A 24,370-nucleotide genomic window follows, 5' to 3' on the forward strand; every position below is an offset into this window, starting at 1 on the left:
AATGACAATCACAATGACAACGAAGCTTGATTCGATCGAAACCGCGTCCCTGGATGAACTGCAGGCCCTGCAAACTCAGCGCATGAAGTGGACGCTAGAACACGCCTACAACAACGTGCCGATGTACAAGCGCAAGTTTGATGCTGCGGGCGTACACCCTGACGATTTCAAAGAGTTAGCGGATATCCGCAAGTTCCCGTGCACCACCAAACAGGATCTGCGCGACAACTATCCGTTTGATACCTTCGCGGTGCCGATGGAACAGGTGGTGCGTATTCACGCCTCCTCCGGCACCACCGGCAAACCGACCGTGGTCGGCTACACGCAAAACGACATTGATAACTGGGCCAACATTGTGGCGCGCTCCCTGCGTGCCGCCGGTGGCAGTGCGAAAGACAAAATTCACGTGGCCTACGGCTATGGCCTGTTTACTGGCGGGCTGGGCGCACACTACGGTGCCGAGCGTTTAGGCGCGACGGTGATCCCCATGTCCGGCGGCCAGACCGAGAAACAGGCCCAGCTGATCCGCGATTTCCAGCCGGACATGATCATGGTGACGCCATCCTACTGCCTTAACCTGATCGAAGAGCTTGAGCGCCAGATGGGTGGCGATGCCAGCCAATGCTCCCTGCGCGTCGGTGTTTTTGGGGCTGAACCCTGGACCCTGGCGATGCGCCGCGAAATCGAGAAACGTCTCGGCATTACCGCCCTGGACATTTACGGCCTGTCCGAAGTGATGGGTCCGGGCGTGGCGATGGAGTGTATCGAAACCGCCGACGGGCCGACTATCTGGGAAGATCACTTCTACCCGGAGATCGTCAACCCGAACGACGGCACGCCGCTGGCGGATGGCGAGCAGGGCGAACTGCTCTTCACCACCCTGACCAAAGAGGCGCTGCCGGTGATCCGCTACCGCACCCGCGACCTGACGCGTCTGCTGCCGGGCACCGCCCGCACCATGCGCCGGATGGATCGCATCAGCGGTCGCAGCGACGACATGCTCATCATCCGCGGCGTGAACGTCTTCCCCTCACAACTGGAAGAGGAGATCGTCAAGTTTGAGCACCTGTCGCCGCACTACCAGCTGGAGGTGAATCGTCGGGGCCATCTTGATTCGCTTTCGGTCAAAGTGGAGCTGAAACAGAGCAGCTTAACCCTGACCCACGAACAGCGTTGTCATGTGTGCCATGAGCTGCGCCACCGCATCAAATCGATGGTGGGGATCTCCACCGACGTCACCATTGTGAACTGCGGCAGTATCCCGCGTTCCGAAGGCAAAGCCTGCCGCGTCTTCGACCTGCGTAAGGTCGCCGCCAACGGCTAACCCCGGCCTGCTGACCCTCTCCCTATTGGGGAGGGTCACGCGTCTGGTGCTATGCTATGATTCATCCGACAAAATAATCACAACAGAATGAATCACATGAGTAAACTCGACGCCTTTATTCAGCACGCGGTCAGCTCCGTTCCCGTCAGCGGCACGTCGTTGATCTCCTCCTTATACGGCGATGCGTTGTCCCATCGCGGCGGCGAAGTCTGGCTGGGTAGCCTGGCGGCACTGCTGGAAGGGATGGGCTTTGGCGAACGCTTTGTACGTACCGCGCTGTTCCGCCTGAACAAAGAGGGCTGGCTGGATGTGGTTCGCATCGGCAGACGCAGCTTTTACCGGCTAAGTGACAAAGGGTTGCGCTTAACCCGGCGGGCTGAGGCAAAAATTTATCGCGCGGAGCTGCCGGCCTGGGACGGAAAATGGTTGCTGTTGCTCTCCGAAGGAATGGATAAAGCCACGCTGGCGGATGTGAAAAAGCAGCTGATCTGGCAAGGCTTCGGTACGCTTGCCCCCAGCCTGATGGCCTCCCCGTCGCAACAGCTGGCGGATGTCCAGACCCTGCTGCACGAAGCGGGCGTGGCCGAGAACGTCATCTGCTTTGAGGCGCATTCGCCGCTGGCGCTCTCCCGCGCCGCGCTGCGCTCCCGGGTTGAAGAGTGCTGGCAGCTTAGCGAGCAGAACCTGATGTACGAAACCTTTATCGACTCGTTCCGACCGCTCCTTCCGCTACTGCGCGAGGCCACCCCGGCAGAGCTAACGCCGGAACGCTGCTTCCAGATCCAGCTGCTGTTGATCCATTTTTATCGCCGGGTGGTGCTCAAGGATCCGCTCCTGCCGGAAGAGTTACTCCCGTCGCACTGGGCAGGCCAGACGGCCCGCCAGCTGTGCATCAACATTTATCAGCGCGTCGCGCCGGGTGCGCTGGCGTTTGTCAGTGAGAAAGGGGAGACCTCCGTCGGTGAACTGCCGTCGCCTGGCTCTTCCTACTGGCAACGCTTCGGCGGCCTGACGCCTGCGTAAAGGAGGTAATGTGCCTGTATATCAAATTGATGGTTTGACCCCGGTTGTTCCGCAAGAGAGTTATGTGCATCCGACGGCGGTGCTGATTGGCGATGTGATCCTCGGCAAGGGGGTCTACGTCGGCCCCAACGCCAGCCTGCGCGGTGATTTTGGCCGTATCGTGGTGAAAGACGGGGCTAACATCCAGGATAACTGCATCATGCACGGTTTCCCCGAACAGGACACGGTAGTGGAAGAAGAGGGCCATATTGGTCATGGCGCTATCCTTCACGGCTGCGTCATCCGCCGGAATGCGCTGGTGGGAATGAATGCGGTGATCATGGACGGGGCGGTAATTGGCGAGAACAGCATTGTCGGCGCGGCCGCGTTTGTGAAAGCGAAAGCGGAAATGCCTGCTGACCATCTTATCCTGGGCAGCCCGGCGAAAGCGATTCGGGCGCTGAGCGAGCAGGAGATGGAATGGAAGAAGCAGGGCACCCGTGAGTATCAAACCCTGGTGGAACGCTGCAAACAGACGATGCATCAGGTGGAGCCGCTACATGAGGTGGAGCCGGATCGTAAGCGGCTGGTGTTTGACGAAAACCTGCGACCAAAATCGTCCAGCTGAGCGGCAACCCCCTGAACAAACGGGATCGGGATCACGTAATTATCTGTTTTCATGATATTAAACAAGAAAGTCTAACAGTGCGTAATTAGGGTGTTGACTCTGCATCTATAATGAGTAAATTAGAACTCAGCACCACAGCGAAATAAAGGTTTCACGGTGCGGTAATATAGCAGTAACGAGATGCGATAAAGGCCACGAAGTAGTGTAGTTTGGGTCCTGGTAAATAAGTGAATACCAGTTAGAACATGCTTTCAGGCCATGCAGTAAATAAGTACGATCGCATAGTGGGGAAGTACACGCGATGATGTAAGGCCTTGTTTCAAAGAGTAATGGCCGCGATTAGGGGACGTAAGTATGGCGTCAAGAATATCGCGGGGCAATTAAGGCAACGCATCAAGAGTATATATCGCGTGGGTGATGTACACGACAGGAAATGATGTTATTTCACATACTTATCAGAGGAGGTAGCGTTAACTGGTTTAAACGGTAATCCTGTGAGAATACGTACATCTTTGAAGTTGTAGTGTGTAATTAAGTTGATGAATGTTAATTATTAATTTGTTCGTAACCTGAAGGCCCTGGCAATTATTTGCTGGGGCCTTTTCATTTGCTGTAGCCAGTATTTCACGTTCCGCTTTTGACGCCAGCAGGCGTCTCGTCAACTCGCTGGCGATACCAGAAGGTGTGAACCCTCTCAGACAAGAGGGTTTGCCACACGATGACGCTTTACGTCCCCGTAGACGGCGGCTCCACAGGCTCTTCGCGCCGGTTTTTACCCACCGTCTTGCCCGCTTTATCTTCAATGCGATACTCAATGGTCACAGGCTCACTGCGGGTCGGGGTGACGTTAATCTCTTTTATCTTGTTGCCCGAGTCGGGCGGCAGAGTCATGACCGTCTCGCCTTCTGCAAGACGCTGTCCACTTTGCTTCACCTGCCACGTAAGACGGCAATCCTCGCAGGCAGACCAGGTATCGTTGATTGCCCACAGGCGTACCGTCGCCTCGCTTCCCTGACGCCAGACGGCGGTCACGGGTTCAATCGAGGGCAGGATCGGCTGATAGGCTTGTTGCAGCGCGTAATAGCCCGCTTTCGGTTTGCGCAGGTAATCCACAACACCCCAGTTGATCGAGGGCCAGGTCTCGACAAACATAAAGTGGAAGAGGGCGGTCACGGGCTGATAACGCTGCCGACGATAACTCTCCGCCGCCATAGCCACCAGCTCCGCCTGATACGCCTGGGTGTTATCAATCATCTCCTGAATGTTCTTCCCGCGCGGGATGTTGGCGAACTTAAAGGTCTGGAACGGCTGAAAATTATGGTACTTCCAGAGCGTCCAGCCGGGATCGTCTGCCGCTGTACTCTTCGGCCACATAAGGTGGGCAGGCACAATGGTTTTCAGGGTTGAGAGGCGCGGCAGGGCCTGGGCGCCAAACTCGGTGATGATCCCGGTTTTGGCGGGGGCGAGCAGATCGCGCATGGTGCCGAAATACCATCCCGCCCAGTAGTGCTCCTCCACGGCAGAAAAACGATGCACGATGCGGGAGCTATCTTCAGCCAGGGTATCACCTACCCGTTTTGTCAGAGACTGGTTTAAGGTTTTATTCCAGTCGGGGAAGCGTTTTTCCATCCACGGCGAGTTCCAGGGCGGCTCGTTGTGCCCGCCCCAGACGATAATGGCCGGGGAATTACCGAACTGTTCAACCATGTCGCGGGTCTGACGCACCGCGTTGTCAGCAAATGCAACGCTGTTATCGTAGCCCCACTGGAGGGGGACATCCTGCCAGATCATCAGCCCCATCTCGTCGGCCACCTCATAAAGCGCGCGGCCTGCCACATGCCCGTGAACCCGGATCGCGTTGGCGTTCATCTTCTCCACTAGCGCGAAATCCTGACGATACTTATCCCGCGTCATGGTGCCGAGCCAGGGGGAACCGATGTAGTTGCTGCCTTTAATAAACAGTCGTCTGTCATTGATTCGCCAGCCCTTGTTATCCGGCTGTTCCTCCAGTTTGCGCAGACCCGTCCGGGTGACGGCGGTGTCCATTACCCCCTGGTCATCCACCAGTGTGGCGCGGATCCGGTACAGGTTCGGCTTGCCATAGCCTGCCGGCCACCAGAGCCTGGCACCTTTCATCGGCAGCGTGACGCTCAGGGTCTGGACCTGACCATACGACTTTGTCAGGTTTACCGGAAAGTCCTGCTGAATACGCTGGCCGTTAAAATTATCCGGCGCAGCCGACAGGCGCAGGGTCACTGGCCCGTGCGTCTGCGCCCGGTAGCGAATGTCGGCACGCAACACCGGGTTTTCCAGCCCCTCGCGCCAGTCCGGGCGGAGGATCACGTCGTCGATGGTGACGCCGCGGCTCAGATGCAGTTTCACCGGAGCCCAGATCCCGCCGGAGTTAGCATCCTGACCCTGCTCAGACCAGGCACCACCGGGGCGGGTGTCATGTTGATTAAGAATCCCTTTGAACAGCGTTTTGTGTAGCGGCCAGATTGTTTTGGGATCTTCCCGGGGGCTGTCTACCCGAACGGCGAGCCGATTGTGGCGGCGCAGCGTCTCTGTGACATCTACAGAGAATCGCTGGAAATAGCCCTCGTGACGGGCGAGATTTTTGCCGTTAAGCGTCACCCCGGCAAAATAGTCCACGCCATCAAATACCAGGGTAGCCATGGTATCCGGGGCACGTTCGGGCAGCGTAAATTCGTGCCGGTACCACAGCGCACCCTGATGATCGTATCCGGCGCTGTACCAGTTGGCAGGTACCCGAAGCGTACGCCAGCCCTGGTCAGAAGCGCTGGCCCCGTTAAAGGCGGTATCGTTGGCGTCATGTACCCGCCACATCCCCGCCAGAGACCAGGTGACCGGCTGGCTCGCCAGCGCCAGCGGCGTGCTGAACATCAGCAGCAGACCAAGTTTAGAGATCATGCTTTACCTCCTGCGCTCTGTGGCGCAGCCACGCGACGCTGCGCCCGGCCTCAGCGGTCAGCTCCCGGCGCAGCAGGCTAAGTCTGGTCTGGTCCAGGGACACCGCCTGGCTCTCAAGCTCCTCGAGCAGCCCGGTAAGGCCGGTAAAACCAAGGGTGACGGCTTCGCCGCGAAGCCGGTGCGCCGCCCGGCGCAGAGCCTCACGATCGTCATTATCGATAGCCTGGACGATGGCGGCTATCGCCTCGTCGAGTCCTTCGCCGAACAGTTCCAATAGCTCCTGAACAAGGCTGGGATCGTCAGCGCACTGTTTCAACAGACGCGCTTCGTCTGGCATGCCCTGGTCTTGTGGCTGGCCGACGCGGGCTATTTCATCCTGCAGCGCCTCCTGGCTCACCGGCTTGGCGATATAGCCGTCGAAACCCATCGCCAGGCAGCGCTCCTTGTCGCCCTGCATGGCGTGAGCCGTCATGGCAATGGCGGGCTGGTGGCTAAGGCCACGCGCTACCGTCTCTTCCCGCAGCAGCCGGATGGCGGTTTCACCGTCCATCTCTGGCATTTGCAGGTCGATAAGCAGCACGTCCCAGGTCTGCTCGCGCCAGCGCGCCAGCGCCTCACGGCCATTGTTGACCACTTCGCACTGGTGACCGAGCCGCTCCAGCAGGCGTCTGGCGACTTTCTGGTTCACCAGGTTATCTTCAGCCAGCAGAATGTGCAGTTCGGCCTGTGCGCGTGTGGGAGCAGCCACCGGGACAGGGGTCGGATCCGCAAGGGGGGCAGGTGCAAGGACACGGGTAATGGTCTGGTAGAGTTCGCGCTGGGCAACCGGTTTGTGAAGATAGTGCGCAATACCTATGCGTTTAAGCATGTTGGCATCAAAATGGCGGCTCATTGAACTCAACATGATGATATGACTCTGACTGGCCTGCGGCAGAACCGAAAGCTCAAGGGCCAGCGAAACGCCGTCCATGTCCGGCATTTGTGCATCCAGCAGGATCAGCGGCCAGTGGGCACCTTCGGCGACCCGCCGTAACGCCTCCCCGGCGTTGTTCACACAGGTTGGCGTCAGGCCCATCTGGCGAAGCATAGTATCAAGCAGGCGCAGGTTAGTGCTGTTGTCATCCACGACCAACACCCGTTCGCCGTTGAAGCGAGCCATGGGAGTGCCCGTCGCTGACGCTGTTTGCGGGTTCTCCAGCGGCAGGGTGAAGGCAAACTCGCTGCCTGCTCCGGGTTCGCTCTGCACCGTCAGCTCTCCGCCCATCAGACTGACCAGCCGGGCCGAGATGGTCAGCCCCAGGCCGGTACCGCCATAGCGGCGGGTGGTGGAGCTGTCGGCCTGGCTGAAGGCCTCGAAGATGGCCTTTTGCTTCTCAGGCGGGATCCCGATACCGCTGTCGCGAATGCGAAAACGCCACTCCCCCTCGGCGTTACCGGGCTCAATCGCCAGCAGGACCTCGCCCTGATGGGTAAACTTCAGGGCATTGCCCAGCAGGTTGGTGAGGATTTGACGTAGCCGGGGGCCATCCACAATGAGCACCTCCGGCACCGCGGGCGAGATATCCACCAGCAGCTCGATGCCTTTTTCGCTGGCGGCAGGCATGTGCGGGCGGATCAGCGACTGAACGAAAGGGCGGATCTCCAGCGGCTCTTCGTCCACCAACATCTTGCCCGATTCAATGCGGGAAAAGTCGAGAATGTCATTGATAATATGCAGCAGCGACTGGGCAGAGCTCATCACCAGAGAGAGGTATTCCCGCTGCTCCGGGTTGAGCTGGGTGTCCAGACAGAGCTGGGTCATGCCCAGGATACCGTTCATCGGGGTGCGGATCTCATGGCTCATGTTGGCGAGGAAGGCGCTTTTCGCCTCGTTTGCCTCGCGGGCCACTTTTGCCGCCTCAATCGCCAGCAGCTCGGCCTCCTTGCGGCGGGTAATATCCTGTAGGGTGCCGATCACCCGTTCAGCCTGCTGCTGAATAGTAAGAGTCACTACCTGGCCGGAGATCAACATCCAGCGCCAGCCCTGAGTCGGGTGCTGGACGCGGATCTCACACTCAAACACCGGCATATGGTCTTGCTTAGAGGCGATCATTGCCTGGCGCAGGGTGGTGCGATCCGCCTCGTGGACGAGGTTAAGCAAAAAGCGCAGCGGATAGTGCAACTGCACCCGCGACTGGCCGACCATGGCCAGCAGGGTATCGTTCACCTGCAGACTGTCGTGAGAGACCTGCCAGTCCCAGATGCCGATCTGGATCGACTCCGCGGTCAATAAAAAATCGTCATGCAGCTGGTGGCGTGAGCGCTGCGCCTCATCAAGCTCGGTAATGTCCGTATGCAGGCTGGCAATGCCGCCGTCCGCCAGCCGCTGATGCTGCACGTAGAGCCGCCGTTTGCCCGAATGCCGTACTTCACGATGGCTCGCCTGACGGCAGTTGCGGATAATCGCCTCGCGCAGCGTCTGGCGGCGGCCGGGGTCGATGTTATAGCCAGCATCAATAAATTTCTCTGCCAGGCTCTCCAGCGTTGCGCCAACAGTCAGCCAGGGAGCGATCACCGGATAGAAGCGCGTCATCTGGTCATTCCAGGCCAGCAGGCACTCGGCCGGATCGTAGATCATCACGCCCATGGGCAGCGCGTTGAGGTCGAAATGGGATGTGGATTGCATAGCTAATCGCCTCCGGGCTGATAGTGCAGCTCCGCCTGGCGACGCAAATACTCCAGACCGGGCGCGATTGCCATCGCCCAGGCGGTAATGATCTCCTCATCGCAGAGAGGATCGCAGGCGCGCACGGTGTTGAGCATCGCCTCCCGCCACATGGCGAAGAATCGCGGCGGCAGACGCAGGCCTTCATCGCTCTGCTCCCGTGCCAGGCGCTCAAGAAAGTCCGGCACGAACAGCACGCCATCAACGGCGAGCATGGCGAAAAAGCTTTTGAAGATCATCTGCTGGCCTTCTTTACCCGGACGCCGGGCGAAATGCTGCTCTGTTTCGGGGGACATATGGCTAAAGGTGTCCCAGAAGATATCGAAAAAGCGCTTTTTGTCGTGCTCGGGTATGACCCGGTTCAGGCTTGCCTCGAAGAGATCGCGATAAAATTTCATGGTGCGGTCCTCACGGCTTTTTCGCCCGGCAGACAGAGGCCGGGTGGGTTGAATTGATCCGTCGTGCGGCGGGAGAAATAGCTGTTGTCATCCGCCAGACCGTTTTCAAACAGCGGCCCGGCGTTGTGTTTGTACAGCAGGGCTTCCAGCACCATGGCATTCGTGGAGAGGGTCAGGGTCGGGTTGATGTCCCCGGTCGCCTCCACGCGCCCCTCAAACCAGCCCTGCTCAGGGTTGTTAAGATGCGTAGTCACCGCCATCAGAGCGTCGGTGTACTCGGTCTCCCACAGCGTCCAGAGCACAAAGACCGCTTTGGTGGTGACCTGAGCCAGCCGGGGATAATACCGGCCGTCGTCTCCCAGGGTGTTCCACGCATAACCGTTACCCCAGACGGTGTCTTCGACGTGCCAGGGAGCCTGGGCGAGATAGAAGTCGGCGCGTGCGGTAAGCACTTTGTCACGCTCCCAGCGCGTTTTCTGGCTAAGCCATACCCCTTCGGCCCGCTCGCGCAGCGTCTTCTGCACATCAGAGGGCACGCCGGGCGGTTGCCAGCCGAACTCCAGCCCCGGCAGCATGGCGGGCAGGGTGCTCAGCAGCGAAGGCTGCCAGGTCGTGCGCGGGTCGCGGGCGTCAACGGCCAGGCTGCGCTGATAGATAATGACGTTGCGGGAAGGGGGGATAAGCGCTTTACCCACCGGAAAACCCCACAGGTGAAAGGCCGTGGCGGCGTATTCGCTCTCACCCAGCCGCAGCTCGTCGCGCACGACCGTCTGGCCGTCCTGCAGCGAAGCAGATCGCAGCTCCCCCTCGTTATCCATCACCGGACAGAAATTCCAGCGCAGGATAATTTTATCCAGGTACTCACGATACTGGGGGGCACGCTCGGCGGTGAGGCGCAGGGCAAGCATCAAACGCGCCATATCTTTTGCTGACCAGCCGCTTTTCACCGGTTTGCCGCTGAAGTCGATGGGGGTTGCCGTCCGGCTGGAGTAAAGCCGCCCCGGGGTACGGGTATCGGTGAGCGTCAGGCGATTCAGGGTGCCGAGCAGGCGCGTCAGCCGGGCGTCAAACTCGGCTTCTTTGACCAGATCCAGCTCCCGGGCGGCGAGCAGGGCAATCAGGGTATCGCCCATCTGCCACAGGGTGACGCGCGGCTGCTTGTCGCTGCCGTTGACCAGCCCGGTCTGCGGCTGGGTGTTATTCTCGAAATAGCGCCAGGCGATGCGCGCCCACTCTTCTTCCTGCGGCGACAGACTGCTTATGCGCGCGGTGGAGTGCCAGCCGCCTTTGGTCAGCCAGCGCCACCCGGCACCTTCCCGACTGAACAGGGCGAAGGCGATAAGCAGAACGAGAGCGGCGACGGCCAGCCAGCGAGCTAGGGTTTTAAGCATTGCGCGGTCACCGGCGGCAGTTTAACGGGTTCATCCGCGTTGCAGGTGGCGCACTGGCAGGCCTGACAGGCCGGTCTGGTGCGCTGCGTGGTCCCGGTCTGTTCACACCAGGTTTTGACGGCTGGCGTGCTGTTCAGGAAAGGACGGTTGCGCGGGGTGTTATTCGGCTCAAAAAGATCCACCAGCTTTTTGTCCCACAGGGAGGGGGCGAAATCGCGGTTTTTGGGATTGTCGGTGTTGAAGCGCAGCAATTTGCCCTCTTTTTTGAACAACAGCGCTTCCAGCATGATGCCGTTGTTATTGGCCGTGAACTCCTTGATCGGGCCGTCGCCGTTTTCATACAGACCCTCGTAATAACCTTTCCCCTCCTCATTGGCGTTTTCGATGGTGTCCAGCAGGCGATCGGTATAAGGAGAATCCCAGAGAACCCACATGCCCAGGGCGGCTTTCAGCGAGACGGCGGCGGTATTCGGAACGAACTGACCTTTGTCGGTAATGGTGTTCCAGTTAAAACCGTCGCTGAAGACGGTGTCATAAACGAAGTAGGGGGATTTATCGAGCTGGTGCTCAGAGCGGGCGGTTAGTATACCGGTGATGGCGTAGCGGTTCTCCTGGGCCTGGTATACCCGGTCGGCGAAGTTCTTCATCCACGGATGGGAGTAATCGCGCGGGCTGTTATTGCGGTCTGTCGGATTATCAAAACCAAACTCCATGCCGTACAGGACGTAAGATTCGCTCACCACATAGTTATGCTGACTGGTTTGACGCGGATCGCGGGAATCATAGGGCACCATCACGCAGTAAATTTCCGCCAGTTCATAGGGCTGGGGACGGCTGGACTGACAGGTACTGAACCCCCACAGGGCAAAGCCCGCCGCGCCGTACTCCTCATACCCCAGACGCCCCTCCTGCACGTATTTCGGCTGGCCGTTTTCCAGATAGGCACCGTACAAGGTGCCGCAGGGATCCACCGCGTGGCTAAAATCCCATCCCAATACCACGTTATCGATGCTGTTGCTGTACTCGGGATAGCGCTCTTTTATCACCTTCAGCCAGACCAGCATCCTGCCGATGTCCAGCGCCGAAAACCCAATCTCGCCGGGCTTGTTCTGGTAGTTCACCTTCTGCCCTGAAATGGTGTTATAGGCCTTGTTGGGCAGCTCGTTACGGAAGAGATCAAGCTTGTTCAGGGTGGCGAGTAACTTCAGCATCCTGCGGTCAAACTCGGCTTTATCAATAATCCCCAGCTCCCGCGCCGCCGTCATGGCTGCCATGTAAGAGGCGCTGTCCCACATGGTGGTGGAGGGGTATTTATTTACCGCATTGACCAGCCCGGTGGTGGGCTGAAAGTTCGAGACGAAATATTGCCAGGCATTTTTGGCAATCGCCATCTCTCTCGGGGTGAGTTCGCCGCTGCGAGGCTCGTACTCTGAGGCCGGCAGCCCGGTCGCGGCTTCAGCCGCCGCGAGCGAAAGCCAGATCGCCATGAGCCCGGCCAGAAGAGGAAAATAGAGTAAAGATTTCAGCTTCATGGCGTAGCTCCTGCTGAAGAAGTGGGTGGTGTTATAGGCCCAAGACAGGCCAGACAGAGCATCTGGCCCCGGGCGATATAGGCCAGGCTTTCGAGAACAACGGCATTGGTATCGGCGTCAACGACATCGTTGACGCTGCTGTCAGGGTTAAGCCCACGCTGCCAGCCCTTGCCGGGCACCTGCAGCTTCTGGACCTGCTGGCGAAGCGCTTTGCTCCAGCCGTTGCGGAACAGGGCATACCAGGCAAAGGCGGTGCGGGTGGAGGTGATCGCTAATTGCTCCGGGGGGGCATCGTGCAGGGCGCTATTTTGCAGCGGCTGACGGTCAGGCAGATCGTTCACGTAATCGGGCGCAGGCTCGGCGTAGTCGGTGCTGATGGGGGGCTTGCTGACCCGAAGGCCGTGCCGACGCTGCTGGATCTGCATAATGCGCCAGGCAATCTCCGCGCTCTGGGCATCAAAGCCCAGCTCAAGGCCGGTTAAGAGATAGGGAAGGCTAATCAGCGAGGGTTGTCGTCCCCAGGGCGTGCGCAGTCCCTCGTCAGGCACCATGATGCCGTCGATATCGATCATCTGTTGCCCTTCCGGCGGGTTGGTGACTGCCAGGCCCGCCGCGCTGTCGATCAGCCGAAGCGTGTGGCTGGCATACAGGCGATAGCCGAAGCTGTTGCGCGGTTCATCCACGGCCAGCGCCCAGTGGTGAAGCGGGGCTGCGGCCTGGGTGGCGGTGTTATTGGCGACCAGGCCGCCCACTTTCCACTGGTTAAAGAGATCGCGTACCCCGGCGGCATGCTGAGGGTATCGCCACAGCAGGGTTTGCAGGGCGTTAAGCAGGCGACCCATCCCGATAGCGGAGGAGTCCGCTTTACCCAGAATTTCCAGGGAATCTGCGTGGTAATAGGCGGCGGGCAGCCCCTCGGCATTGAGCGGTAGCCGCCCCAGAGTAAAGAGCGCCGCGGTGATCCGCTCGTCAAATTCGTCGGTTGTCAGAATGGTGAGCTGTTTTGCCGCCACCAGGGCAAACAGATAGCTTCCGGTACTCCACAGACTGAGCCAGGGTTCGCCGTCGTGTGCATTCGCCAGCCCGTTCGGCTGGGTATTGTTGACATAATACTGCCAGGCCACCCGCGCCCAGATCGCCTCGTCAAAGGTCAGCTCGCGCGAAGTGGGCAGGGGCGGAAAATCCTGACTTAACGTCATGCCCGCGCTGCTCTCAATACGCGTGGGCATCTGCTTCTCGACCCAGACGACAATGGCGAAACCCAGCAGAAAACCGATCAAAATGGTGAGATAGCTGCGGGCAGACAGCAGCGCGTCGCGTTTGCTCATTGGCTCGCCTCCTCGTCGGCTGGCGTCCACATGGCGGCGAGGATCAGGGGCAGCATGGCGGCGATATTCACCGCACCCCAGAAGATATTGATCACGTAGCCGGAAGGGTCGTCAACCTGGCCACGCGCCACCTGAATCCCACCCCAGATAAGCCCCGCCAGGGTAAGCACGACGATGGCGATCTGCGGTTTAACAAGATAGAGAAACCGGCCCGTCTGGCGCTCTTTCGGGGTGACGTGAAATTTGATCTGCTCCCCGCGCAGAACGGTATCCAGCGCCCGCAGGTTCATGGAGAAGAAGGAGAGGTAAGAAGCCCTGCCGTCCCAGGCCGAAATCCCCCAGGTACCGAACATAAAGGCCAGCTCGGACATAATAAAAAAGGGCAAAAAATGCAGGTAAAACGGCTCAGACCAGGCTGACACCGGGGGGATGCCGGTGAACAGATAGATAATGGGCGAAATCAGGAAAATGGTATTCCATACGCAGGCCATGTAAGACCAGAAGGTGGTGGCATACATCAACGTCTGCGGCAAAGAGAGCTTAAAGCGGCGGCGGCTAAAAATATTGTCGTGGAACAGAATATCCAGCGACCCTGCGGCATATTTAAAACGCTGGATCATCCACGTCAGCATATCCTGCGGGGAGAGCATTTTAGATTCGATACGCGGGTGCATTACCGAGCGCCAGCGGCGTGCGGCGTCCCCGTGCAGCAGGATGGAGGTATAAATATCTTCGGAGACGTGAAACTTATAGGGGGTCAGTTCGGTATCGAAGGCCACATGGGGACGCATGGCGTCCTGTAGCGTTTCACGCATCGCGGGATCGCGGATGTCCCGGGTATGGCGGTCGATCTCCTCTTCAACGGTCCAGACGTAGCTGCGCAGGGCCGCCTGCATCACCGCCTCGCGCCGGTGAATGGAGGCCGCGCCGCAGCAGAAGGCGGCGTTGGCCCAGTTACGGCGGCGTAAGATCACGTCATAAAACATACGCGGATCGTTGAAAAAGGGGTCACGCCCGACGGTTACCGGCCCGATGAATTTCTGGGCCAGCCAGCCCAGCCCGTATCCCGCTTTGCCCACCTTGCGGCCGAGCCAGCGCGGCAAACTTTCCCCTTCCGGCAGGTCGAAAAACCACTGAGGAGTCTGAACCCATGCCACGTCCGGGTCACGGAAATAGCCCAGCGTGTGGCTGAGCAGCGTGGGGAAGACGCGGGTATCGGCATCGCAGATCACCAGAAAGTCGCCGTCGGTCTGCTCGAGTCCATTACGCAGGTTGCCAGCCTTGAAGCCAATGTTAGTCTGACGGGTAATGTAATTGGCGCCTTCTTCCTCGCACACGGCTTTCATCTCCGGGCGGCGGCCGTCATCCAGCACATGCACCTTAAAATCCAGCGGCCCGGGGTAGACCACTTTCATGGCGTCGCGAATGGAGAGCCTGACCAACTCCACGTCTTCTGAATAGGTGGCGATAAAGAGATCGACCTTTATCGGTCTCGACGCTTCCGCATCCTCCGGTCGCAGACAGTCGTTAATTTCGCCCGGAGGCGGGTTTTGCGGCGGATCTTCTTCCTTCCACAGATTGATGGTAAACAGCACCGTGCCGATCCAGGCCAGGGTTTCCGCCAGCACCAGCGGAATGGCATACCAGAGTGCGTCGGTATTTAACGAAGCGGTCCAGCGCCAGTAAATATAATTGGCCCCAAGAATCAGTGCGGCAACCGCTAATACCTGCCAGGTCATCATTACCCAGCGCGGCGTCTTTAGCGGTTCAGGCGGCTTGCGATGTTCAAAACGGGAAAAATAAAAATCCATAGCGAAGGATATCCTGATTCCACGATGACGATTAATTAAAGGCCTGCTACCGACGATCAGAGCGCCACGTAAAATAACGTCCACAAAAACAAAATTTAAGGTAAGTGTAGAACGCGGGAAAAATTATTCCAGCAGGGGAAATTGCAACAGTTTAGGGTGGCTTAAATGAAGGTTAATTATTAATAAGCTTTATTCAGCGCGCCGCAATAATTGCCAGATGAATACATTTACGCTATCTAAATAATTGGCACGACGCTTTTTCAGGATCATGAACAGGACTCCCTATGAGCCAGATTGCGCCTGCGTTAACGCAGAATAAAGGCATATTATCAATAACATGGCGTTATTCTCTGGCAGGGAATCGCGATCTGCGTATTGATTTTATGCGTGGCATTGCGCTGGTGATGATGGTGGTCGCGCATACGGAAGTGATGTCGATATTTAATATATTTACCTGGGAACGTTTTGGCCTGACGACCGGTGCCGAAGGCTTTGTTATTCTTTCCGGATTTATGCTAGGCATGTTAAATCGCGCCAGATTACAGAAAGCGGTCTTACTCACTATTTCCTGGGGGCTTTATCTCAGGGCATGGAAAATATACCGGGTTAATATTATTATCATTGTATCCTTTCTGTTATTGGGGTATTTGCCCTTTATTGATGTTTTTGAAGTGACCCATTTTACCGATCGTTTTTCAGGTACCAGTTGGTCGCTCTATCCGGTTACGCCGCAAATAAAAGAGACCTGGTTTAACATTATTCTGTACCTGCAAATCGGTCCCCATCAGACACAAATCCTCGGCCTCTATATTTTTCTTCTGCTGTTAAGCCCCCTGTTTTTAGGGATGCTGCAAAGGGGACACGTCTACTGGCTGCTGGGTCTTTCACTGCTGGTTTATGGTTGCTGGCAGCGTTGGCCGGTGCGTGTCACGCCCTCTGAGTTCGAATTCGCGTTCCCGCTGTTGGCCTGGCAATTTATTTTTGTGCTGGGCATGGCGAGCGGCTGGTACAAAGAGGAACTCATCTCCTTCGCCCGCACCTCCCCGGGCAAAGTGGTGGTGGTGGCGCTGGTGATCGTTGCGCTCGTCCTCGGCTTTGTCGCCCAGAACCATACCAACCCCTTTATGCCGCCTGCGCTCCTGATGCACGTTATCCCGCCGGCGGAGTTTAATGCCTTTTACCACACCTGGGCGGCGAAGAACGGTCTCGGGCCGATACGCGTGCTTAACGATATCTGCCTGATGGTGACGGTCTATCTGCTGCTGACATGGTGCTGGCAGCCCCTGTACCGGCTGGCAGGCTGGTTTCTGATCCCGCTCGGCCAGCGCTCACTTTATACCTTTATTTTGCATGTTTACGTCGTGCTCGCGGTAAGCCAGTTCGTGACCTTCGATCTCTGGCGTCAGGACTGGATGGTGAACACCCTCGTTCACGCGACAGCACTGGGCGTACTGTGGTTACTGGCGAAATATAACGTCGCCGCACGCTGGATACCTAACTAAGGAAGGGCAAATGCGGGAGAAATATCTACTGGCCTGCGTGCTGTTATGCGCCGCTGCGGGGGCACAGGCCGCTCAGAAAGAGGGTGAGGAGCCGCTGCGCGACAAGAACGGCGAGCCGGTGCAGGCGGGGGTTTTCACCAGCCGCTGGGGACGGCTTTTCTCCGGTAATGACGATGTGTTTTCCGGTGCCCTGAGCTTTAGCTCGGGTTTAAAAGAGCAGTGGATGTCCATCCCCAACAGCTCTGACAGCGCAGAGCAAAAGCGCAAATATAACCAGACGCTGAATCTCAGCCTGCAATATTCCCCCTACAGCTACTGGTTTGCCAATGTGACATCGCGTCTGCCAGTCACCGATACCAGCCGCTACACGGCCGATTTCCGCTACAGCTTTGGCTACGATGACTGGCACGCCAACACCCTGAGTCTGGTTTACAGTAATTACGGCGATAACCGTTTCTGGACGTCCGGGAACCAGCGCCACACCTACTTTGAACAGGGGGCCGTGACCCTGGCCTATAAGTTCTCGCTGCCGAAACCCCTGGAAAACAGCCTGCTGATTAACAAAGGTGATTCCATCATCTGCCAGGTGGGCTACAGCTGGGTGCCGCGCTATTACGACCTTGAGAGCAATGATATCCGCAGCAATAAGAATGTGATGCTGGGCGGGTGTGGGTACACCTTTAAGCAACATTTCTTTGTGCGCGCCACGGCCTTCTGGTACCCGGACAGCAGCCAGCAGCAGCCCTGGAACGGCGACTACAGCTACAGCTTTGGCTACGCAGGATATACGCCCGGCTCCTTCTCCGTTCAGTATGCCAATTACTCTGGCACCCGTTATCCCGGCCACGAGAGCGGCAACGGCAAGTTTCGTGAAGGCACGGTCAGCCTTGTCTGGTTCTTACCGCTTTAGGGGGGCGCTATGTCAGCACAGCACGTCCTGATTGTTGAAGATTCGCCGGTCTACCGTCGTTTGCTTGCGCGGATGCTTGCCCAGTGGGGCTATACCGTCAGCGAGGCGGAAAACGGCGTCGCCGCGCTGGACATCCTGGCAAACCAGCCGGTCAGTCTGGTGATTAGTGACTGGGAGATGCCGGAGATGGACGGCCTTAGCCTGTGCCGGGAAATTCGCAGCCGTCAGTTTGGGCACTATGTTTACGTTATTCTGCTGACCGCCCGCGAAGCGCCGGACGATTTAACGCTGGGGTTTGACGCCGGGGCGGATGATTTTCTCAGTAAGCCCGTGGAGCAGAGCGAGCTGCGGGCGCGGCTGCACGCGGGGGCGCGAGTGCTGTCCCTGGAGTCTACTCTCGCTGCGCGCAACGCACGTCTGAGTGAGGCCCTGCGCCAGATTGAACAGGATCTGGAGGTCGCCGCGCGTATTCAGCAGTCAGTCTTGCCTGCACACCAGCAGCGTCACCAGGACTACTTCTCCGACTGGATCTTTCTGCCGTCGGCCTGGGTTTCCGGCGATATTTTTAACGTCTTCCCGCTGGATAACCATCTGGGGTTCTACTGCGTGGATGTCTCCGGCCACGGCGTCGGCGCGGCAATGATGTCTCTCGCCGTGGCCCGCCAGTTTTTGCACGGCAGGGCGGTGGAGCGTTTTTTGTTTACCGCTGACAACGAGGTGGCATCTCCCGCCGAGGTGGTGCGGATCCTCAACGGTCGTTTTTGCAGCGACGAGGTGGAGATCGTGAGCTATTTCACCATGATTTACGGTGTTATCGATCTGGCGACGGGCGAGGGCAGGCTGTGCCAGGCCGGACATCCCACTCCCTTTATCGTCACGCCGGAAGGCGAGGCGAGGACAGTCGGCAACGGCGGCGCGCCGGTAGGGCTGATGCCGGATCTCTGCTGGACGGATGTTAACTTCTCGCTGGCGGCCGGTGAGCGGCTCTGCCTGTTCAGCGATGGTATTACCGAATGCGAAAACCTCGTCGGTGAACAATTTGGCCAGATGCGACTCCAGGCGTCGCTACAGGCGGGCGCGGGCCTCACGCTGAATGAACTCCTGCCGCAGTTTGCCCGGCACCTTGTTCACTGGCGCAGTGGGGATAATAAAGAACCGCTGGCGATGGCTGATGATGTCTCACTTTTAGTGATTGAGCGTACAGGAGAAGAACCATGAATATTGATACAGAGCGGCAGCCCAACGTGAACATTATGACCCCCGCGGTGCGCAGGCTGGATGCCTCGGTGGCAGCGGTTTTTAAGGAGGCCATCATTCGCGAGACAGGCGAGGATCGCAAAGCCCTGATCATCGACTTCAGTAAAATTGATTTTATCGACAGTAGCGGGCTGGGAATGCTGGTGTCTCTGCTGAAAATGATGAACGGTAAAGGCGACATGGTGCTGTGCGCCCTGAACCCGGGGATCCGCAATATGTTCACCCTGACCCGGATGGACCGCATTTTCCGCATCTGCCCGGATCGTGCCGCGGCGCTTGCGCAGCTGAATCCGTGATATGTCCGTGGCTAACGATATCGCGCTACCGGCCGCGTTAACCTCGCTCTCGCCGCTGGCGGAGTGGCTGGCACACCAGCTTGCTTCGCTGCCTGTCGATGAGGGATGGCGCTTTGCGCTCGATCTCGCCGCCTGTGAGACGGCGACCAATATTATTCGCTATGCGCTGCACGAGGATGCGCGCAGCCTTTTCAGGGTGGAATTTATCACCACCGACGTGGGCGTGCGCCTGCGGTTTACCGACGCGGGCGCGATCTTTCCTTCAGAGCGCCTGGCTACGGCACGTAAAGAGACGTTTGATGATGACGCGCTGCTGGCGGAAAGCGGGCGTGGTCTGAAGCTGATCCTGCTGTCGGTTGACAGGTTTGATGTTGAATGCCGGGACGGGAAGAATATTGCTACCCTGGAAAAAGAGTGGCCAGAGCTGAAAAACAAAAACCCTCCCACCGGGCGGTGAGAGGGCGAAATCTTATGCCGCTACCAGGCTGTCGATGGCAGCTTTCGCATCGTTCTGCGCTTTGGTCGCCACTTCCGGGCCGTAAGCGATACCTTCAGCAAACACGAAGTTCACGTCGGTGATGCCGATAAAGCCCAGGAACACGGACAGGTACGGGGCAATCAGGTCGGTTGGGGTATCTTTGTGAATACCACCACGGCTTGTCAGCACGATCGCACGTTTACCGGTGACCAGACCTTCAGGGCCTTTTTCGGTGTAACGGAAGGTTACGCCAGCGCGCGCCACCAGGTCGAAGTAGTTTTTCAGCTGCGTCGGGATGTTGAAGTTATACATCGGGGCGTTAATCACGATCACGTCGTGCGCCTGCAGCTCGGCAATCAGCTCATCAGACAGTGCCAGCGCTTCCTGCTGACGTGGAGTCAGTGGTGCATCGCTCGGACGCAGGGCACCAACCAGTTCACCATCCAGTACCGGGATTGGCTGAGCGGCCAGATCGCGGACGGTGATTTCGTCACCGCTGTGCTGTTCACGCCACTGTTCAACGAAATAATCAGACAGCTGACCAGACTGAGAGTACCCTGCCAGAATACTGGATTTAAGAACTAATACTTTGCTCATGGGTGATTCCTTTGTTGTATTTGATGAGGGGGCTTGCCCCGTTGCTTGTTGACACTCTATTCACAATCCTGTCGCAGGGATAGCGCAATATATCGAAGCCTATGTTCGAATTTTTTGAATAAGGCGTAAAAACCAGCGATGTGGTACTCTATAGCAATCATTAAAAAGAGATTTTATCCGGCAGTGCACTGCCCGTTAACGCTATGACAGAACAACAGAAATTAACCTTTCCAATGCTGATGCAACAGCTGGATGCGCTGATGTTACGTGACAAACAGCGGTTTGCCCGCCGTCTGCACGGGGTTAAGAAGGTTAAAAATCCTGATGCACAACAGGCCATCTACCAGGAGATGGCAAAAGAGATCGAACAGGCGGCGGGTAAAGTCGTGCTGCGCGAAGCGGCGCGTCCGGCGATCACCTACCCGGAAAACCTGCCCGTCAGCCAGAAGAAACAGGAAATTCTTGAAGCCGTACGCGACCACCAGGTGGTGATTGTGGCGGGGGAGACCGGGTCGGGTAAAACCACCCAGCTGCCAAAAATTTGTATGGAGCTGGGACGCGGGCTAAAAGGCCTGATTGGCCATACCCAGCCGCGTCGTCTGGCAGCGCGAACGGTGGCAAACCGTATTGCTGAAGAGCTGCAAACCGAGCCGGGCGGCTGCATCGGCTATAAGGTGCGTTTCAGCGATCACGTCAGCGACAACACCATGGTCAAGCTGATGACCGACGGGATCCTGCTGGCCGAGATCCAGCAGGATCGGCTGTTGATGCAGTACGACACCATCATCATCGATGAAGCGCACGAGCGCAGCCTGAATATCGACTTCCTGCTCGGGTATCTGCGGGAGTTGCTGCCGCGTCGCCCGGATCTGAAAGTCATCATCACCTCGGCCACCATCGACCCGGAACGTTTTTCGCGCCACTTTAATAATGCCCCAATTATTGAGGTTTCAGGCCGCACGTACCCGGTAGAAGTACGCTACCGTCCGATGGTGGAAGACGCCGACGACACCGAGCGCGATCAGCTGCAGGCCATTTTTGATGCCGTGGACGAGCTGGGCAACGAAAGCCCGGGCGATATTCTGATCTTTATGAGCGGCGAGCGCGAAATCCGCGATACCGCCGACGCGCTGAGCAAGCGCGACCTGCGCCACACCGAAATTTTGCCGCTGTACGCGCGTCTGTCCAACAGCGAGCAAAACCGCGTCTTCCAGTCCCACAGCGGCCGCCGCATCGTGCTGGCGACCAACGTGGCGGAAACCTCCCTCACCGTGCCGGGTATTAAATATGTGATTGACCCCGGCACGGCGCGTATCAGCCGCTACAGCTACCGCACCAAGGTGCAGCGTCTGCCGATTGAGCCGGTGTCACAGGCCTCGGCCAACCAGCGTAAAGGTCGCTGCGGGCGTGTTTCGGAAGGGATCTGTATTCGTCTCTATTCAGAAGACGATTTCCTGTCGCGCCCGGAATTTACCGATCCCGAAATTCTGCGTACCAACCTGGCGTCGGTCATTCTGCAGATGACTGCCCTCGGGCTGGGGGATATCGCCGCCTTCCCGTTCGTCGAAGCGCCGGATAAACGCAATATCCAGGACGGTGTGCGCCTGCTGGAAGAGCTGGGGGCGATCACGACCGACGAACAGGCCACGGCCTACAAACTGACGGCGCAGGGCCGTCAACTCAGCCAGCTGCCGGTGGATCCGCGTCTGGCGCGGATGGTGCTGGAGGCGCAAAAACACGGCTGCGTGCGTGAGGCGATGATCATCACCTCGGCGCTCTCCATTCAGGATCCGCGTGAGCGTCCGATGGACAAACAGCAGGCCTCCGACGAAAAACATCGCCGTTTCCACGATAAAGAGTCCGATTTCCTCGCCTTTGTAAACCTGTGGAACTATATCGGCGAACAGCAGAAAGCGCTGTCATCGAACCAGTTCCGTCGCCAGTGCAAGCTGGATTTCCTGAACTACCTGCGGGTGCGCGAGTGGCAGGATATCTACACTCAACTGCGTCAGGTGGTGAAGGAGCTGGGCATTCCGGTGAACAGCGAACCGGCAGAGTACCGCGAAATTCACATCGCGCTGCTGACCGGTCTGCTGTCGCATATCGGGATGAAAGATGCCGATAAACAGGAATTTACCGGCGCGCGTAACGCCCGTTTCTCCATCTTCCCAGGCTCCGGGCTGTTCAAGAAGCCGCCGAAGTGGACAATGGTTGCCGAGCTGGTGGAGACCAGCCGCCTGTGGGGCCGCATTGCCGCACGTATCGACCCGGAATGGGTGGAGCCGGTGGCGCAGCATCTGCTGAAACGTTCGTACAGCGAACCGCACTGGGAGCGGGCGCAGGGCGCGGTAATGGCGACCGAAAAGGTCACCGTTTATGGCCTGCCGGTGGTGGCCGCGCGTAAGGTCAACTACAGCCAGATCGATCCGGTCCTCAGCCGTGAACTGTTTATCCGTCACGCGCTGGTGGAGGGCGACTGGCAGACCCGTCACGCCTTCTTCCGGGAGAACCTGAAGCTGCGCAGCGAAGTGGAAGAGCTGGAGCACAAAACCCGTCGGCGCGACATCCTGGTGGATGACGAAACGCTGTTTGAATTTTACGACCAGCGCATCAGCCATGATGTGGTGTCGGCCCGCCATTTCGACAGCTGGTGGAAAAAGGTCAGCCGTGAAACCCCGGATCTGCTCAACTTTGAAAAGAGCATGTTGATCAAAGAGGGGGCGGAGCAGGTCAGCAAGCTCGATTACCCGAACTTCTGGCATCAGGGCAACCTCAAGCTGCGCCTGAGCTACCAGTTTGAGCCGGGCACCGATGCCGACGGCGTGACCGTCCATATCCCGCTGCCGCTGCTCAACCAGGTGGAAGAAAGCGGGTTTGAGTGGCAAATCCCCGGCCTGCGCCGCGAGCTGGTTATCGCCCTGATTAAATCGCTGCCGAAGCCGGTACGCCGCAACTTTGTCCCTGCGCCGAACTACGCCGAGGCGTTTTTAGGTCGCGCGACGCCGCTGGAGCTGCCGCTGCTGGATTCGCTGGAGCGCGAGCTGCGCCGGATGACCGGTGTCACCATAGACCGTGAAGACTGGCACTGGGATCAGGTGCCCGATCACCTGAAAATCAGCTTCCGGGTGGTGGACGAGAAGAACAAAAAGCTGCAGGAAGGCCGTTCCCTTACCGAACTGAAAGATGCCCTGAAAGGGAAAGTGCAGGAGACCTTATCTGCCGTGGCCGACGATGGTATCGAGCAGAGCGGGCTGCATATCTGGAGCTTCGGTCAACTGCCGGAAAGCTACGAGCAGAAGCGCGGCAACTACAAGGTGAAAGCCTGGCCGGCGCTGGTGGACGAGCGCGACAGCGTGTCAATCAAGCTGTTTGATAATCCGCAGGAGCAGCAGCAGGCGATGTGGCGCGGGCTGCGCCGCTTGCTGCTGTTGAACATCCCGTCACCGATCAAGTATCTGCACGAGAAGTTGCCGAACAAAGCCAAGCTGGGGCTGTACTTTAACCCGTACGGCAAGGTGCTGGATCTGATCGACGACTGCATCTCCTGCGGCGTGGATCAGCTGATCAACGCCGCGGGTGGCCCGGTGTGGACAGAAGAGGGCTTTGCGAAGCTGCACGAAAAAGTGCGCGCCGAGCTTAACGAGACGGTGGTGAACATTGCGAAACAGGTCGAGCAGATCCTCACCGCGGTGTTCAATATCAACAAACGCCTCAAAGGGCGGGTGGATATGACCATGGCGCTGGGGCTGTCGGACGTGAAGGCCCAGATGGCCGGGCTGGTCTATCGCGGGTTTGTCACCGGGAACGGCTACAAGCGTCTGGGGGATACGCTGCGCTACTTGCAGGCGATTGAAAAACGTCTCGAGAAGATGGCCATCGATCCGCACCGTGACCGGGCGCAGATGCTGAAGGTGGAAGCGGTGCAGCAGCGCTGGCAGCAGTGGCTGAATAAGCTGCCACCTGCCCGCCGCGATGACGAAGATGTCCAGGAGATCCGCTGGATGATCGAAGAGCTGCGCGTCAGCTTCTTCGCGCAGCAGCTGGGGACACCATACCCGATCTCCGACAAGCGTATCTTGCAGGCGATGGAGCAGATTTCGGCGTAGCGTGCGGTATGTTCCCCTCACCCCAGCCCTCTCCCCAAAGGGGCGAGGGAGAACACCGGACCGCAGGTCGGGCAAGCATAGCAAAGGGGCGAGGGAGAACACCGGACCGCAGGTCGGGCAAGCATACCAAAGGGGTGAGGGAGAACACCGGACCCTGGGTCAGGCAAGCGTACCA

Annotated in this window: 17 protein-coding genes; 9 read left to right on the top strand and 8 right to left on the bottom strand. The window is 58.2% G+C overall.

Annotated features, from left to right (window positions below):
* Positions 1-7: 7 nt before the first annotated feature.
* The 3 genes from paaK (at position 8) to paaY (ending at position 2,954) form a co-directional block, all read left to right on the top strand.
* Positions 8-1,324, top strand: coding sequence for a phenylacetate--CoA ligase PaaK (gene paaK, locus ABIE02_RS17940; protein WP_077227297.1), 1,317 nt, complete (start codon positions 8-10; stop codon positions 1,322-1,324).
* A gap of 87 nt (positions 1,325-1,411) precedes the next feature.
* Entirely contained in the window at positions 1,412-2,347 is a 936-nt protein-coding gene (paaX, locus tag ABIE02_RS17945; protein ID WP_059307777.1) for a phenylacetic acid degradation operon negative regulatory protein PaaX, read from the top strand.
* Between the two features lie 10 nt (positions 2,348-2,357).
* Positions 2,358-2,954: a phenylacetic acid degradation protein PaaY gene (gene paaY, locus ABIE02_RS17950; RefSeq protein ID WP_032611045.1), complete on the top strand. Its 597-nt coding sequence runs from the start codon at positions 2,358-2,360 to the stop codon at positions 2,952-2,954.
* Between the two features lie 726 nt (positions 2,955-3,680).
* On the opposite strand, the gene ABIE02_RS17955 is transcribed toward paaY, so the two are convergent.
* From ABIE02_RS17955 to ABIE02_RS17985, 7 genes are read right to left on the bottom strand one after another with little or no spacing between them, the layout of a single operon-like run.
* Positions 3,681-5,885, bottom strand: a complete 2,205-nt coding sequence (locus ABIE02_RS17955; protein ID WP_223610588.1) for a glycoside hydrolase family 2 protein — start codon at positions 5,883-5,885, stop codon at positions 3,681-3,683.
* Positions 5,875-8,550, bottom strand: a complete 2,676-nt coding sequence (locus tag ABIE02_RS17960; protein ID WP_223610587.1) for a hybrid sensor histidine kinase/response regulator — start codon at positions 8,548-8,550, stop codon at positions 5,875-5,877. Before ABIE02_RS17960 ends, ABIE02_RS17955 begins: the two co-directional genes overlap by 11 nt.
* A gap of 2 nt (positions 8,551-8,552) precedes the next feature.
* Positions 8,553-8,987, bottom strand: a complete 435-nt coding sequence (locus tag ABIE02_RS17965) for a hypothetical protein (RefSeq protein WP_032611042.1) — start codon at positions 8,985-8,987, stop codon at positions 8,553-8,555.
* Positions 8,984-10,378 (bottom strand): DUF3131 domain-containing protein, encoded by a 1,395-nt coding sequence (locus ABIE02_RS17970; protein ID WP_144882805.1) that lies wholly within the window; start codon positions 10,376-10,378, stop codon positions 8,984-8,986. Before ABIE02_RS17970 ends, ABIE02_RS17965 begins: the two co-directional genes overlap by 4 nt.
* Positions 10,363-11,865 (bottom strand): DUF3131 domain-containing protein, encoded by a 1,503-nt coding sequence (locus tag ABIE02_RS17975; protein WP_223610593.1) that lies wholly within the window; start codon positions 11,863-11,865, stop codon positions 10,363-10,365. Before ABIE02_RS17975 ends, ABIE02_RS17970 begins: the two co-directional genes overlap by 16 nt.
* A 41-nt stretch (positions 11,866-11,906) precedes the next feature.
* The gene (locus ABIE02_RS17980) at positions 11,907-13,238 is read right to left on the bottom strand and encodes a DUF3131 domain-containing protein (protein WP_336994549.1); all 1,332 of its coding nucleotides are present in this window, start codon (positions 13,236-13,238) and stop codon (positions 11,907-11,909) included.
* Complete coding sequence (locus ABIE02_RS17985) at positions 13,235-15,049, bottom strand: glycosyltransferase family 2 protein (RefSeq protein WP_059307783.1); 1,815 nt, start codon at positions 15,047-15,049, stop codon at positions 13,235-13,237. Before ABIE02_RS17985 ends, ABIE02_RS17980 begins: the two co-directional genes overlap by 4 nt.
* A gap of 284 nt (positions 15,050-15,333) precedes the next feature.
* Between ABIE02_RS17985 and opgC the strand changes: the two genes are divergently transcribed.
* Genes opgC through ABIE02_RS18010 form a run of 5 tightly spaced genes read left to right on the top strand, consistent with a single transcriptional unit; the run spans position 15,334 to position 19,471 of the window.
* Complete coding sequence (gene opgC, locus ABIE02_RS17990; protein ID WP_336994550.1) at positions 15,334-16,551, top strand: OpgC domain-containing protein; 1,218 nt, start codon at positions 15,334-15,336, stop codon at positions 16,549-16,551.
* 10 nt (positions 16,552-16,561) lie between these two features.
* The gene (locus tag ABIE02_RS17995; protein WP_032611015.1) at positions 16,562-17,461 is read left to right on the top strand and encodes a hypothetical protein; all 900 of its coding nucleotides are present in this window, start codon (positions 16,562-16,564) and stop codon (positions 17,459-17,461) included.
* Positions 17,462-17,470: 9 nt separating this feature from the next.
* Positions 17,471-18,679: a PP2C family protein-serine/threonine phosphatase gene (locus ABIE02_RS18000; RefSeq protein ID WP_117385555.1), complete on the top strand. Its 1,209-nt coding sequence runs from the start codon at positions 17,471-17,473 to the stop codon at positions 18,677-18,679.
* Entirely contained in the window at positions 18,676-19,014 is a 339-nt protein-coding gene (locus tag ABIE02_RS18005; RefSeq protein ID WP_032611013.1) for an STAS domain-containing protein, read from the top strand. The genes ABIE02_RS18000 and ABIE02_RS18005 overlap by 4 nt, the downstream gene beginning before the upstream one ends.
* Position 19,015: 1 nt before the next feature.
* The gene (locus ABIE02_RS18010) at positions 19,016-19,471 is read left to right on the top strand and encodes an ATP-binding protein (protein WP_117385556.1); all 456 of its coding nucleotides are present in this window, start codon (positions 19,016-19,018) and stop codon (positions 19,469-19,471) included.
* A 12-nt stretch (positions 19,472-19,483) separates the two neighbouring features.
* On the opposite strand, the gene azoR is transcribed toward ABIE02_RS18010, so the two are convergent.
* A complete protein-coding gene (azoR, locus tag ABIE02_RS18015; RefSeq protein WP_032611010.1) occupies positions 19,484-20,089 on the bottom strand; it encodes an FMN-dependent NADH-azoreductase in 606 nt (201 codons plus the stop codon).
* Between the two features lie 203 nt (positions 20,090-20,292).
* Between azoR and hrpA the strand changes: the two genes are divergently transcribed.
* Positions 20,293-24,195: an ATP-dependent RNA helicase HrpA gene (gene hrpA / locus ABIE02_RS18020; RefSeq protein WP_336994551.1), complete on the top strand. Its 3,903-nt coding sequence runs from the start codon at positions 20,293-20,295 to the stop codon at positions 24,193-24,195.
* Positions 24,196-24,370: the final 175 nt, after the last annotated feature.

Origin of the sequence: Leclercia sp. 1548 (assembly GCF_050435045.1) — a bacterium.
GTDB classification, from domain to species: Bacteria; Pseudomonadota; Gammaproteobacteria; order Enterobacterales; family Enterobacteriaceae; genus Enterobacter; species Enterobacter adecarboxylatus.